This is a genomic window from Rheinheimera sp. EpRS3, assembly GCF_001513785.1.
Classification (GTDB): domain Bacteria; phylum Pseudomonadota; class Gammaproteobacteria; order Enterobacterales; family Alteromonadaceae; genus Alishewanella.
Genome location: NZ_LNQS01000009.1, coordinates 493,823 through 508,323 on the forward strand (window position 1 = coordinate 493,823; position 14,501 = coordinate 508,323).

At 51.0% G+C, this 14,501-nt stretch carries 12 protein-coding genes; 8 read left to right on the forward strand and 4 right to left on the reverse strand.

The genetic code is table 11. The annotated features are described in order from the left end of the window. Window positions 1-21 precede the first annotated feature (21 nt). Window positions 22-738, forward strand: coding sequence for a fatty acid metabolism transcriptional regulator FadR (gene fadR, locus AR688_RS14700; RefSeq protein ID WP_068235442.1), 717 nt, complete (start codon window positions 22-24; stop codon window positions 736-738). 134 nt (window positions 739-872) lie between these two features. Beyond that, on the forward strand, window positions 873-3,125 hold the full coding sequence (locus tag AR688_RS14705; RefSeq protein WP_068235445.1) for an aminotransferase class V-fold PLP-dependent enzyme: 2,253 nt from the start codon (window positions 873-875) through the stop codon (window positions 3,123-3,125). Between the two features lie 52 nt (window positions 3,126-3,177). Here AR688_RS14705 and AR688_RS14710 read toward each other — a convergent pair whose 3' ends face one another. Then, on the reverse strand, window positions 3,178-3,867 hold the full coding sequence (locus AR688_RS14710) for a ChrR family anti-sigma-E factor (RefSeq protein WP_068235448.1): 690 nt from the start codon (window positions 3,865-3,867) through the stop codon (window positions 3,178-3,180). After that, a complete protein-coding gene (locus AR688_RS14715) occupies window positions 3,851-4,435 on the reverse strand; it encodes a sigma-70 family RNA polymerase sigma factor (protein WP_068235451.1) in 585 nt (194 codons plus the stop codon). The genes AR688_RS14710 and AR688_RS14715 overlap by 17 nt, the downstream gene beginning before the upstream one ends. 250 nt (window positions 4,436-4,685) lie before the next feature. Between AR688_RS14715 and AR688_RS14720 the strand changes: the two genes are divergently transcribed. After that, a complete protein-coding gene (locus tag AR688_RS14720) occupies window positions 4,686-5,294 on the forward strand; it encodes an FMN-dependent NADH-azoreductase (RefSeq protein ID WP_068235454.1) in 609 nt (202 codons plus the stop codon). A 184-nt stretch (window positions 5,295-5,478) separates the two neighbouring features. Continuing rightward, a complete protein-coding gene (locus tag AR688_RS14730; protein WP_068235460.1) occupies window positions 5,479-7,950 on the forward strand; it encodes a S9 family peptidase in 2,472 nt (823 codons plus the stop codon). A 62-nt stretch (window positions 7,951-8,012) separates the two neighbouring features. Here the strand turns inward: AR688_RS14730 and AR688_RS14735 are convergent, their stop codons facing one another. Then, a complete protein-coding gene (locus tag AR688_RS14735; protein ID WP_068235462.1) occupies window positions 8,013-8,702 on the reverse strand; it encodes a pseudouridine synthase in 690 nt (229 codons plus the stop codon). 104 nt (window positions 8,703-8,806) lie between these two features. Here AR688_RS14735 and AR688_RS14740 point away from each other — a divergent pair, with 104 nt between their 5' ends. Further along, window positions 8,807-9,481 (forward strand): RluA family pseudouridine synthase, encoded by a 675-nt coding sequence (locus AR688_RS14740; RefSeq protein WP_068235465.1) that lies wholly within the window; start codon window positions 8,807-8,809, stop codon window positions 9,479-9,481. A gap of 100 nt (window positions 9,482-9,581) precedes the next feature. Beyond that, window positions 9,582-11,192, forward strand: a complete 1,611-nt coding sequence (locus AR688_RS14745; RefSeq protein ID WP_068235468.1) for an L-lactate permease — start codon at window positions 9,582-9,584, stop codon at window positions 11,190-11,192. On the opposite strand, the gene rrtA is transcribed toward AR688_RS14745, so the two are convergent. Next, entirely contained in the window at window positions 11,178-11,783 is a 606-nt protein-coding gene (rrtA, locus tag AR688_RS14750) for a rhombosortase (RefSeq protein WP_231732090.1), read from the reverse strand. The genes AR688_RS14745 and rrtA overlap by 15 nt on opposite strands. A 190-nt stretch (window positions 11,784-11,973) precedes the next feature. Between rrtA and ggt the strand changes: the two genes are divergently transcribed. Together ggt and AR688_RS14760 are read left to right on the forward strand one after the other, a co-directional pair. Beyond that, window positions 11,974-13,722, forward strand: a complete 1,749-nt coding sequence (ggt, locus tag AR688_RS14755) for a gamma-glutamyltransferase (RefSeq protein WP_068235471.1) — start codon at window positions 11,974-11,976, stop codon at window positions 13,720-13,722. An 11-nt stretch (window positions 13,723-13,733) separates the two neighbouring features. Then, on the forward strand, window positions 13,734-14,474 hold the full coding sequence (locus AR688_RS14760) for an enoyl-CoA hydratase (protein WP_068235474.1): 741 nt from the start codon (window positions 13,734-13,736) through the stop codon (window positions 14,472-14,474). The last annotated feature ends 27 nt before the right edge of the window (window positions 14,475-14,501 follow it).

Consider the following 14,501-nt stretch of genomic DNA (forward strand, 5'->3'; position numbering starts at 1 on the left):
CAAAAAGACGGACAGATCCGCATGACTAATCTGATTAAAGCACAAAGCCCGGCCGGGTTTGCTGAAGAGTATATTGTTGACTCGATCTGGAACGGAAAATTTGCCCCTGGTTCTATATTACCAGCCGAGCGTGAATTGTCTGAACTGATAGGCGTAACCCGTACCACTTTGCGTGAAGTATTACAGCGTTTAGCTCGTGACGGCTGGCTAACTATTCAACATGGTAAGCCTACAAAAGTAAATAATTACTGGGAAACCTCAGGCTTAAATATTCTCGAAACGCTGGCCCGGTTAGACGAAGACCAAATGCCCAAACTGGTAGATGATTTATTATCTGCCCGTACTAATATCAGCGCGATTTATATCCGTGGTGCGATCAAAAACAACGCCCAGCAGGTAGTAGAACTGTTTGCCAGTGCCGAAGCGCTGGAAGATACCGCCGAGGCATTTGCCGAATTTGACTATAATTTAAACCACGAACTGGCACTGCATTCGGCTAATCGTATTTATGTGCTGATTTTAAACGGCTTTCGCGGTCTGTATAACAAGATTGCCCGTTTTTACTTTTCGCATCCTAAAGCCCGTGAGCTGGCGCGTAAGTATTATCATCAGATTAAACTCTATGCCGAAAACGGCAAGTTTGACGAAGTGGTATTTGCCGTACGTAAATACGGTAAAGAAAGCGGCTTAGTCTGGTCAGAGTTACGGCCGCAGATCCCCAAAGATCTGGTCGAGTAAACAGCTAAACACAAACCGCCTTCGGGCGGTTTGTTATTTAATGCGCTATTGACGCTTGAGCTGTGCCAGCCAGCCAGTTATTATTGTGCGGAATAACATATTCTTTTTAGTTATAACAGGCAGAGGCAAATGCTATGAAAGGCGCGGCGCATACAGAAGTGTATCTGGATAACAATGCTACCACACCGGTACTGCCGGTTGCTGCAGAGGCAGCGATGCATGCGATGCAGCGTGGCTATGGTAACCCCAGCAGCAGCCACGCTACCGGTATTAAAGCCAAAGCAGAACTGGAAACTACCCGCGCTTTGGCGCGGCAGTTAATCGGCGCCCGCAGTGGTGACATTGTATTTACCTCAGGGGCGACAGAGGGCATTCAAGCCTCGATTGTTTCGGCGTTAATGGCGGCCCGGGCGCAGGGCAAAACCGGCGCAGCAACCTTATTGCTGTATGGCGCTACTGAGCATAAAGCGGTGCCGGAAAGCCTGAAACACTGGAACCGGGTATTGCAGCTTAATGCCACGGTAAAGGCCATTCCGGTTAATCAGCATGGTGTTTTAGACAACGACTTTATCCGCGAGCACCTGCCCTGTGCAGTAATGATTTGCACTATGGCGGCGAATAATGAAACCGGCGTAAAGCAGGATCTGGTGGCGCTGGAGCAACTGATCCGCAGCGTTAACCCGCAAGTTTACTGGATGGTAGATTGTGTGCAGGCGCTGGGCAAAATGTCGCTGAATATTGCCGATACCAGCATTGATTACGCGCCCTTTAGTGGCCATAAGCTGTACGCGCCTAAAGGCATCGGCTTTTTGTATGTACGCAAAGACACGCCTTATCAGCCTTTTATTGCCGGTGGCGGCCAGGAAAGTGGTTTACGCTCGGGTACCGAAAACCTGCCTGGTATCGCCGCTTTGCACGCCATTTTTTCTGAACTGGCCAAAACCAGCGGCTCTGTTTTTCAAACTGAAGCCACACTGTGGCACTACCGCCAGCAACTTATTGCAGCATTACAGCAGGTGTTTCCTGCTTTGGTGCTTAACAGTGATATACCGCATGTGGTGCCCACTACGATTAATTTTTCGGTGCCGGGTTTTTACAGCAAAGACATTATGGATTTGTTTGATGCTGCCGGTATCCGCGTAAGTTCGGGTTCGGCCTGCAGTTCTAAAGTGCCCAGCAGTTTTGTGCTTGATGCCATGGGGCTGGACAGCTGGCGCTCACAAGGTGCTATCCGCTTATCCTTTGGCCCGGCGATGACTAAAGCGGAATGTGAACACGCTTGCCAGGCTATTACTGCGCTTAAAGCAGTGGTATCTAAGCATTGTCTGGTGCTGACCGATGCCACACCAACACTGGAAATTCATGCCCGCGGCTTACTGCAGCTAAAGCATGAAGCCTTATGCAGCTATGTACTGATCTGCCCTGACAGCCTCGAAGCACTGGTGATAGATCCGGTATTGCCGCTGGCCGGCCGTATTGCCAATATTATTCAGGGCCATGGCTTACAGTTAAAAGCCGTACTGGATACTCATTTGCATCAGGATCATCAGTCGGCACGCACAGAATTATTAACCTTGCTGGGTAATCCCTGCGCCGGTAGCGGCTGTGATGTATTAGGCTGGCCTGAACACAGCATTGAAATTCAGCTTGGGCCCTATCAGTTAACCCGGTTGGCCACACCGGGTCATACGCCTGAAGCGGTGAGTATTTTGCTGCACAAACAGCAACAGCTGCTATGCGCTTTTACCGGTGATGTGATACTGCCAGGTGGAGTGGGCCGCACAGATTTACCCGGTGGTGATATTTCAGCACTGGCAAACAGCATCCGGCTACTGGCAGGCAAAGTAGGGCAGCAGACCTTGTTGTTATCCAGCCATGATTACGCGCAACGCTTTTTTACCAGCCTGGCACTGGCAGCATCAGAGCAGCCGCTGATCCAGGCCCTGCTGAACAATCAGCCGCACACCGAATGGCAACCGCAGTTACAGCAACAGGCTGTTACTTTACAGCAGGCCAGCAGTTATTTTTGTGGCTTGGTTGAGGTAAGTTTATCTGATGCCACTGATGTGATTGCACCAGAGCAACTGGCCGCATTTTTACAGCAATGGCCACAAATGCAGGTGGTGGATGTACGTGAGCCGCATGAGCAAAGTGCCGGTGCGCTGGCACAGTATTTACCGGCAGCTTATCTGGCACAACACAGCGTGCAGGAAATACCGTTATCCAAGCTGGCCGATGCGGTTATTCACCAGCAGTTGCACAAGGAGCAGCCTTTGTTGCTGGTATGCCGCTCAGGTAACCGTAGCCTGGTAGCCTGCAAAGTGCTGGGGCGTTTGGGCTTTCAGCAGGTATTTAACCTAAAAGGTGGCACTGCGCTGCTGTGTTAAAACAGTTGTGAAAAAAACGCCAGCAGTTGCTGGCGTTAATCGGGTATGGCGGTTAGTAAAAAAACTGCTGTAGCGGGTTAAGTAACCGGGTTAAGCCTTTTTTAAACTTTAACGGCGCACTTAGTACCGACAGGCATAAGCAATCTTCGTCCGCCATGGTGCGCGGTGTGTGGGTATCGTCCGGTGAGTTAATCAGCAAATCACCGGCTTTATATTCGCCGTTTTCATCAACAATTTTACCGGCCAGCACTAATGTCATTTCCAGCCCCAGGTGAGTATGCTGCGGCACTTCAGTGTCTTTACTGATATACAGTAACGATACATGATAATCGTTGCCTGCTGGCAATTTCGCCGTTGCTATACCACCCAGATGCAACCATTTGCCGTGGTTTGCTGCCAGGCGTTGTAAGGCACGCGGCACAACAAACTCACGCTGGTTAACTATAATGGGCTCAGCGGCCTGTGCAGACAATTGCGCCTGCGTGGCAGCAGCCTGTTTAGACAATTGCGGCTGCGCCATAATGTCGTTCAGCATATGTTGCCAGTCGGTAGTGTTGGTTTTAACCGGTTGCTGCGTCAACTGACAGGCTAAATCCGCGGTAATATCACGGCTAAGCTGCTGACAATGCGGGCACAGGTCAATATGCGCTGCCACAGCCAGCGCTACGTCGGCGCTTAAAGAGCCTTCGGCATGTTGCTCCAGCAACGACATGCCAGGGTGAAACTTAATTGCGTGCGCCATCTAATGCCTCTCTTAATCTGTCCAGCGCTAAGCGGATGCGCGACTTCACTGTACCCAGTGGAATAGCCAGTTCATCCGATACTTCCTGATGCGATTTTTCCTGCAAATATACTCTTTCCATTACCTCGCGCTGTGCCGGCGGCAGGCTGGCAAAGTGCGGTGCTAATTTTTCCATCAGCAACTGTGTGTCCCATTGTGAGGCATCGGTGTCGGCTTCCTGCTCCGGGTATTCACCGTTAAGCCATAAATCATCAGCACTGACATCATCTTTGCGGCTTTGCTTTTTGCGGAGCATATCAAAGCGCACATTTCGGGCTATGGTAAAAATCCAGGTAGAGGCACAGCCGCGGGATGCATCAAACAACGCGGCTTTTTTCCACACGTTCAGCATGGTGTCTTGCACCATTTCTAAAGCCTGCTGCTCGTTACCAAACATTTTCATGCCAAAGGCCTTCAGCCGTGGTGCAAAGTAACTAAATAGTTCAGCATAAGCACTGCGGTCACGCTGCAGAGCAACAAAAGTGAGTGCCTCTTCCCAGTTGTTATTGGCGATTTCTTGCCTTGTCATAGAGGCCTGAGTATCCGGTATTAGCGAGGGGACCCTATCATGCCTTGGTACGTTGATTGACTTCAACATGTTTTATGTTCCTGATTATGGTGTTACCGGCATTGTTGCTGTGTAACTCTATTTACGCGCGGTAACGCGCACTGGATTGCTACTTAATAAAATTAAAAAATAGAAAGGTGTGTACGTTTTAATCTGATTTTCTTCCTAAAAAATTGCGTTATTATGGCTTCACTTAAAAAGGGAGACCATCATGAAACATATTTTACTGATTAACAGTTCTATTAACGGTGACAAAGGTCACTCGGCTCAGTTAGCCCAACAATTTATTGCCCAGTTGCCAAAAGGCAGCTTTAAACTGGACACGCTGGATTTAAACGCCACACCGGTGCCGCATCTGGAGATGACAGAAATGGCTGCCTGGATGACGCCGGCAGAGCAGCGCAGCAGCGAGCAGCAGCGTTTGGCCGCTATATCTGACGACATTGTGGCCCGTATTAAAGCAGCCGACGTGATTGTTTTAGGCGTACCGATGTACAACTTTGGTATACCGTCTCAGTTAAAAGCACTGCTTGACCGCGTAGCTCGCGCCGGTATTACCTTTAAGTACACCGAGCAGGGCCCGGTTGGCTTGCTGGATGATAAGCCGGTGGTAATTTTTGCCGCCCGTGGTGGTATTTATCAGGGCACCGGGCTGGATAGCCAGACACCGTTTTTACAAACATTTTTTAACTTCGTTGGTTTAAAAGACCTGCATTTTGTTTATGCTGAAGGCCTTAATATGGGAACGGACGCACAACAGGCGGCACTTACCGCAGCAAAAGCCCGTTTAACTGAAATCAGCGCTAAAATCGCCGCTTAACTTCTCCACAGCTGTTCGAATACTTGTTATTCACGCTGTATTTGCCGGTCTGGTTCAGGCCGGCTTTTTTCTGTCTATTAATCTTATCTGCTTTGCTGTCAGCCGCATCTGTTGGTGTGTCAGTTGCGTTACATCTGCGCTCTTTGTATAACAGAGCGTCTTTTACTACTATAAGAAACTCACTATGACTAAGATCCGTCATTCAGTGCTGGCTGTCGCGTTGTGCAGTTTAGTGCTAACCAGCCCGTTGCAGGCCAAAAAAGCCGAGCCACAAACCTATCAAACATCAGCTATCAGCGTTCCCCAGGTTTTTAATGGCGATGCCAGCATCAAACTGAGCATGGAGCAGATTATGGCTGATCCAGACTGGCTTGGCCGCCAGCCCGAGCAGGCGCTGTGGAGTGCTGACAGCCAGCAGGTGTTTTATCAGCGTAAGCAGCAAGGCAATGAACTGCGCGACTGGTTTGTCCGGCCACTGACCGCGCAGGGCAATGGTGAGCAGGTGGCATTAGCCAGCCAGCATCAGATAGGCAGTGCCAGTGCGGTATACAATAAAGATCGCAGCCTGCAGGCTTATATTTTTGAAGGCAATTTGTTTGTGCGCCGCATGGCAAGCGCTGAGTTAATTCAGTTAACCCGCGACAGCGCACTGCAGTCAGATCCACTATTTTTGCTTGATGGCCGCCTAGCATACCGCGAAGGTTGGAGCTATTACGCCGTCGACCTGGCTTCAGGCAACCGCACCGAGCTGGCTAACTTGCAACTGGCCGAAGCACCCAAGGCACCGGCAGTGCCTAAAGGTTACCTGGCACAAGAGCAGCGTAAATTGATTGAGTTTGTGGCGCTGGAGCAAAAAAATGCTGAACAGCGTTATGCCGCGCAGCAGCAGTTACAGGCGCAAAACAGCAGCATGGCGCCCAAAGCGTTTTATCTGGGTAAAGATTTACAGGTAGTTGGCGCCAGCTTGTCACCTAAAGCCGACTATATGCTGGTATCGGTGCGTAAAGCCGGTAAGCGTAATGACAAAGATATTATGCCAAATTACATTACCGCGAACGGTGATATCGCCGCACAGCCGGTGCGTGGTCGGGTTAATGATGTTATTCCTGCAGCGCAGCGCATTTTGCTGCTAAACCTTAAAGACGGCAGCAGCAGCGAGTTAAGCTACACCAGCCTGCCAGGCTATAACGAAGATGTGCTGGCTGAGGTTAAAGCAGAAAATGCCAAAGCCCGCGGTGAAAAATACAAAAGCGAGAAAGTGATCCGCGATATCGGCCTGATGAATGACTGGTACTGGACGCAAAGCGCTATGCGCTGGCACAGCAGCGGTGAGCAGGTTGCTCTGATGCTTAAAGCGCTGGACAACAAAGACCGCTGGATAGCTACTGTCGATTTACAGAAAAAAACACTGGTGCCACAGCACAGGTTACATGACACCGCCTGGATTAATTATTCTTTTAACGATTACGGCTGGTTAAACAACACAGACAGCCTGTACTACCTGTCAGAAGAATCCGGTTACTCTCATCTGTATGTTAAACCGCTGAAAGGCAAAGCTAAAAAACTGACCAGCGGTACTTTTGAAGTCAGCGATCCGGTGCTTAGTAGTGATGACCAGTTTATTTACTTTAAAGCTAACGTGGCGCACCCGGGCAACTACGAGGTGTACCGTGCGGTATTAGCCAGTGGTAACACTGAACAGCTAACCAAACTGGGTGGCAGCACCGACTTTACGTTGTCGCCGGACGAACAAAAACTGTTGCTGCGCCATTCAACCAACCTGATGCCGGAAGAGCTGTACGTAGTTGATGCTGCACCGGGCGCAGAAGTTAAGCGCCTGACTGACACCATATCGGCAGAATTTAAACAGTTACCGCTGGTAGCACCGCAGATCGTAGCTGTACCTTCCAGCCATGGCGAACAGCCAGTGTTTTCTAAAGTGTATTACCCGGCCGATTACCAGCAGGGCGAAAAACGCCGCGCTGTTATTTTTAACCATGGTGCCGGTTATCTGCAAAACAGTGATATGGGCTGGTCAGGCTATTTCCGTGAGTTTTTCTTCCATAACCTGTTGGTACAGCAGGGCTATGTGGTAATGGATATGGATTACCGGGCATCAAAAGGTTATGGCCGCGACTGGCGCACTGCCATTTACCGCCGCATGGGTACACCAGAGATTGAAGATTTGGTTGATGGCGTAAACTGGATGGTGGCCAATGCCAATGTAGATCGTAACCGTATTGGCACTTACGGTGGCTCGTACGGCGGCTTTATGACCTTTATGGCATTGTTTACCGAGCCGGATTTATTCCAGGCCGGTGCAGCACTGCGCCCGGTGAGTGACTGGGCCTATTACAATCATGCGTATACGTCGAATATTCTGAATACGCCTGCTATTGACCCTATCGCTTATGAGCGCAGTTCGCCAATTTACTTTACCCAAGGCCTTAAAAAGCCTTTGCTGATCAATGCGCCTATGGTTGATGACAACGTATTCTTTCAGGATGTAGTGCGTTTAGTGCAGCGGTTAATTGAGCAGGAAAACATTAACTTTGAAACGGCAATTTACCCGGTAGAGCAGCATGGCTTTCGCCAGCCAAGCAGCTGGCTGGATGAGTACCGCCGTATTTATAAGTTATTTGAGCAGAATTTATAATGCTGTAACAATACGGCCGCAATACTTAACAATTCTAAAACGTCTCCTTGTGAGGCGTTTTTTTATTCGCCTTTTAACTTGGCGGTAGCACTGACAAAGTCAGTATCTGCATCAAACCTTAGCCGTTTGCCGTTGTATGGCTGGTTTAACTCCAGCGTGGCGGCATGCAGTAACAAGCGCGGGGCTGCATTAAGGGCGGCGCCACTGGCATAAAATGCATCGCCCAGTATCGGGTGCCCCAGCGCCAGCATATGCATACGCAGCTGATGCGAGCGCCCGGTAACCGGTTTTAGCTCTACCAGTGCCCGATCAGGTAATTGCTGCAACAGCCGGTAATGGGTAATAGCGCTCTTGCCCTGGCTGTAACACACTTTCTGTTTTGGCGGATTACTGCTGTCGGCTATCAGTGGCATATCAACAGTGCCTTCTGCCTGTAGCAGTGTGCCCCAAACCACTGCCAGATAGCGCTTACTGACCGTGCGATCAGCAAATTGCTGCTTTAACGCCCGTTCGCTAGAGCGGCGCAGCGCAATAACCACCACGCCGGAGGTGGCCATATCCAGCCGGTGTACCAGTTGCGCCAGCGGGTATTGCTGCTGCACGCGGCTTAGCAGGCAGTCGGCTAAATGTTCGCCGCGACCGGGGTTAGTCAGCAGGCCGCTGGGTTTATTCAGCGCAATCAGATCTTTGTCCTGATATAGCACCTCAAGCCAGGGCTCTGCGGGCGGGGTATATACAAAAGGTTCGGTCATAAGGTGGCAGCTTTAGCGGCAAAGCGCTTAGCTTAGCCGAATTTAACCAGCAGACGAAGGGGTTTTACGGCATAATAGCCGCCGTTAAAACTACGGAGAACCCCATGAGTAACAGCACTGACGATCTGGCGATATTGCCGGCAACCAGCGAGCCATACCAGATAGTGTACGAAGACGATGTGCTGCTGGTGGTGAATAAACCGGCACAGCTGCTTACCGTGCCGGGGCGGCATCCGCAAAATCAGGATTGTCTTATCCGCCGCGTACAGCGCGAATTTCCTTTTGCCGAGGTGGTACACCGGCTGGATTACGATACCTCCGGGCTGGTGATTCTGCCGCTGACTAAAAGGGTATTATCAGATATCAGTAAGCAGTTTCAGGCCCGTACCGTGCAAAAACATTATGTTGCGGTGGTGGAAGGCAAGCTTGCCAAAGCCAAAGGGGTGATTGATTTAGCCATAGCCGCCGATGAGCAACGCCGGCCACTGTATAAAATATGCCCGCAACAGGGTAAGCCATCACAAACCCGCTATCAGCTGTTAAGTTATAACGCTGGCACCAATCAAAGCCGGGTAAAACTGGAGCCGGTTACCGGTCGCTCGCATCAACTGCGGGTGCATATGCTGGCGCTGGGTCATGTCATGCTGGGCGATACCTTGTATGCGTCGCAGGCTATTGCCGCAAAAAGCCCGCGGTTAATGCTGCATGCTGAATATATCCGCTTTGTGCACCCGCTTAGCGCTCAGGTGATGGAGTTTACTGCCAGCGCGCCGTTTTAATACTTTTTACTATGTGACCTCGCCGGTTTTTATGCTGGATCAAACCCCGCTAAGCTGCTATCTGTAAACTGCAACAGCCGATAAAGCCAGCGGAGCGGGCATGACCAGTTTACAACTTCTTACTGCCTTAATGCCGTTACTCAGTGTTTTTGTGCTGCTGGTGCTACTGCGTTTACCGGCACGCCAGGCCATGCCGCTGAGCTTGTTGTGTTCAGTGCTGCTGGCGTGGCTGGTCTGGCAAATGCCAATACAGCAAATGGCCGCAGCGCTGGCTGAGGGGCTGGTTATTGCGCTTACGATTGTCTGGATTGTGTTTGGCGCTATCTTACTGCTAAAAGTGCTACAGCAAACCGGTGCTATTGATGTTATTAAACAAGGTTTTAGCCAGGTAAGCACAGACAAAAGAGTACAGCTGATTATCATCGCCTGGCTGTTTGGCAGCTTTTTGGAAGGGGCAGCTGGTTTTGGCACACCTGCCGCCATCGCCGCGCCTTTGCTGGTTGCTTTAGGCTTTAGCCCGATGGCAGCGGTGGTGCTGGCGCTCATTGCCGACTCCTGCGCGGTGTCCTTTGGCGCTGTAGGCACGCCGGTACTGGTTGGCTTAGCGCAGGGCGTGGCGCAGCTTAGCAGCAGCGATCTGCAGCAAATTGCCCTGCGGGCGATCAGTATTGATATTATGGTGGCGTCCATGTTGCCGGTTATTATGTCGGTGCTGTATTGCCGCTTTTTTGCCAGCCAACCCAGCTGGCAAGCCGGTTTTGCCATCGCCCCCTTTGCACTGGTAAGTGGTTTGGCGTTTACCGTACCGGCCTATATCGTTGCTTTGTTGCTGGGGCCGGAATTTCCGTCGGTGCTTGGGGCGCTTACCGGGTTGGTTATTGTTTGCAGTCTGGCAAAGCGGGGTATTTTATTCCCGACGGCTTTTGAGCCGGTTACCGCAGCCACGATGCAATACAGTACGCAGTCGGGTCAGTACAGCCAAAATGAGCCGCAGCCATTTGGTTTGCTGCGTGCATGGTCGCCTTATCTTATAGTGGCATTATTACTGGTGCTAAGCCGCATTCCCGAACTGCCACTTAAGGCCGTGCTGCAAAGTGTCAGCATGGTCTGGGCCGATATTTTTGGCTCGGCTATTTCAGTAACGGTTATGCCGCTGTATTTGCCCGGATCTTTATTTGCGCTGACAGCCTTGCTGGCGCTGATTATTCAGCGCGGCAGCCTGCAACATTTGCGCCTGGCATTGCACCAAAGTAGCAGCATGTTGTGGCCGTCTTTAGTGGCATTGTGCGCGGCGGTGCCGATGGTGCGTATTTTTCTGCAATCCGGTGTTAACAACGCCGGGCTTGAGGCTATGCCTATGGCACTGGCTGAGCTTGCCGCCACCCGATTAAGTGATATTTGGCTGTTAATGGCACCGTTAGTCGGGGCTTTAGGCTCTTTTATTGCAGGCTCTGCCACCTTTTCTAACTTAATGTTTGCCAGTTTTCAGCAGGCAATGGCTGAAGATGCTGGCCTTGGCAACCAACTGGTGCTGGCCCTGCAAATGCTGGGGGCCAATGCCGGTAATATGATTTGTGTGGTGAATGTAGTAGCAGCGGCCAGTGTAGTGGGGCTTAATGGCCGCGAAGGTGAGATCATCCGTTATACACTGCTGCCTATGTTGTATTACTGTTTAGCTGCCAGTCTGGTTGCCTGGTTATTTTTTGCCTGAGCGCTGCCAACCGTACAGCAATAATCCCAGGCCAAGGCCGCTGCATACGCCGTATAAATGCGCATCTGTGGCAACACTGGCGTTAATCAGCTCAGCTAGTTTTGCATCCGGCCCTTGCCATTGCTCCCAGCCAACTTTGCCTATCAGCCCGGCCAGTAACAGCCAGCCGGTGCTGAGCTTTAACTGAATATCTTTTAGCGCGCCCAGTGTTAGCATGGCATGCAGCAGGCCGGATAAGCCAACATAAATATGTATCTGCGGCGAGTAATAATACAGCGCCAGGCTTATTGCCAGGCCACACAGCAGCCATTGCAGCGTTAACATTTTACCGCGGTAATAGCTGCCATGCAGCAGCATAGCCAGCAACAAACCAGCCAGATTCATCAATAAGTGCCAGTTATTGCTATGCAGCAAATGGCCGGTAAATAAGCGCCAGTACTGGCTGTTGCTGATATCTGCCCGGTTATATCGCAGTACCTGCTGCCAGCTATCAGGCAGTATGGCGAACAAAACCATAAGGGTTGCCAATATTAAATAGGGGGTTAAATAGCTATTGGCAGGCAGGCTGTTGTTGGGCAGTAATGAGCGCAAACCAGTGTCATCAGTAAGTTATCAGGGCGCCTATGCAAAACGATTTGCTCTTTAGCGTCAAGTAAAATTTTCTGCTGCAGCCTTAGCGGTAAACTGATGCTAAAGCCCGTTCAGCCGCGTTGGTGGTTATTGATCTTAAGCTGTTATCTGGTTAGGGTGTAGGCACCTTCTTTACAAGATATCTTTTACTATGTTTGCTCGTTCAGGTTTGTATCGTACTGCGTTTATTTTTTGTGCTTTAACGGTGTTTGCAGTTACTGCGCAACAGGAAAACCGTGAGCCGGAAGCCGCTACCGGCATTTATCAGCAGCAATTGGTTAGTGGCAAGCAGTATATGGTGTCATCAGCACACCCCATGGCAACTGAAGCCGGCCGCGCGATACTGGCAAAAGGCGGCAATGCGGTGGATGCCGCCATTGCCACTCAACTAATGCTGGGCTTAGTTGAACCACAAAGCTCAGGTATTGGTGGTGGCGCTTTTATGCTGCACTGGCAGGCCAAACAGCAGCACCTTACCACCTTTGATGGCCGTGAAATGGCGCCTGCAGCCGCCACAGCTGATTTATTCCGCGATGCTAACGGCAAAACGATGGACTGGCGCGAAGCCTATGTTGGCGGAAAATCAGTAGGTGTACCAGGCGTTGTTGCTATGCTGGCACAGGCACATCAGCAGCATGGCAAATTACCCTGGGCTGAACTCTTTACTGATGCTATTGCTGCTGCGGAGCAGGGCTTTCCGGTATCGTCACGTACCGCCCGGCAACTGCAGATGGGCTGGAATAAAGGCGTATCGCAGTTTTATGAATCAAAACAGTATTTTTTCCCCAATAATCAGTCTGTGGCTGAAGGCAGCTTACTGAAAAACCCGGCTTATGCCGCCACGTTAAAAGCGATAGCCGCAAAAGGGCCGGATGCGTTTTATAAAGGCGAGCTGGCTAAAGCCATCAGCGAGCGGGTGCAAACGGCGCCGGTTAACCCGGGCAAGCTCAGTGTAGCCGATTTAGCCAATTATAAAGTGCAACAGCCTGATGCGGTATGTATGCCATACCGGCTATATAAAGTGTGTGGTATGGCACCGCCAAGCTCCGGCGGTATAGCGGTACTGCAGATACTGGGTATTTTACAGCAGTACGACTTAAACAAGGTGGCACCAGACAGTGTGCAGGCCACGCATATATTGGCGCAGGCAGCAAAACTGGCTTTTGCTGATCGCGACCGCTACCTGGCCGATCCGGCTTTTGTTGCTGTACCGGTAGCAGGCATGCTGGCGCCGGACTATCTGGCCCGCCGTGCGGCTTTAATTGATCTTAGTAAAGCGGGTGCTCAGGCCACAGCCGGCACACCAGAGGGCGCGCCGGTGCTGTTATCAGCTAAATCACCGGAACTGCCTAACACCAGCCATTTTTCTATTGTCGATGGCGACGGCAACGCCGTAAGCATGACTACCAGTATTGAAAACGTGTTTGGCTCAGGCCTAATGGTGGGGGGCTTTTTACTGAACAACCAGCTGACCGATTTTAGCTTAAGCCCAGAAATTGACGGCCATCTGGTGGCAAACCGGGTAGAAGGTGGCAAGCGGCCACGCTCTTCTATGGCGCCGATGATGGTGTTTGACCAGAATAATAAACTGAAGCTGGTAATCGGCTCGCCCGGTGGCAGCCGCATTATTAACTATGTTGCGCAAAGTATAGTGGCCGTGCTGGATTGGGAGCTGGATGTGCAGCAGGCGCTGAACCTGCCACGTATTACCCACCGTAATGATTATCTGGCGCTGGAGAAGGGCACCGCGCTGGAAAAACAGCAGGCCGTGCTTGAAGATATGGGCTATAAAGTACAGCTGCAGGATTTAAACAGCGGCTTGCATGCGATAATGGTTACTGCTAAAGGTTTGCAAGGCGCTGCAGATCCGCGCCGCGAAGGCAGTGTGGCAGGTAAATAAGGCGAAAATTTATGAGTGACATTACCCAACAAACCACACAGGGCGTGCTGCAGCTTAGCCTGAACCGGCCACAAAAAAAGAATGCCCTTAGCCAGCAGATGTACCGCGACCTTAACAATGCCCTGATACAGGCAGCAACCGATCCTGCAGTTAAGGTAGTATTGCTGCAGGGCAGCGCCGACTGCTTTAGTGCTGGCAATGACCTGCAGGATTTTATCGGCGCCGGCGAGTTAAACAGCCAGCATCCGACAGTGCAGTTTTTGTATATTCTGGCGCAGTTTCCTAAACCGGTGGTGGCTGCGGTAGCTGGGTTAGCCATTGGTATTGGTACTACTGTGTTGCTGCATTGCGATTTAGTCTATGCCGCTGACAATGCCCGTTTTCAGCTGCCTTTTACCCAACTGGGTTTATGTCCGGAAGCGGGTTCCAGTGTGCTGTTGCCAAATCTGGCCGGGTATCAGCGATCTGCGCAGTATTTATTGCTTGGTGAAGCCTTTGGCGCAACCGTGGCTGCACAGATGGGTCTGGTTAATCAGGTGGTAACCAATACTGAAGTGTGCGCGCTGGCTCTGGAAAAAGCGCTGAAGCTGGCGGCGCTGCCCGCCGATGCGGTGCAAAGCAGTAAAGCGCTGTTAAAACGTAATGCCCAGCCGCTAACGCTGGAAACCATTGCTACAGAGCTGGTGCAGTTTCAGCGCTTGCTTAACACTGACGAATGCCAGCAGCGCATCGCGGCATTTTTTCAGCGTTAGGGCTGATGGTTTAAATTAAGTGTTATG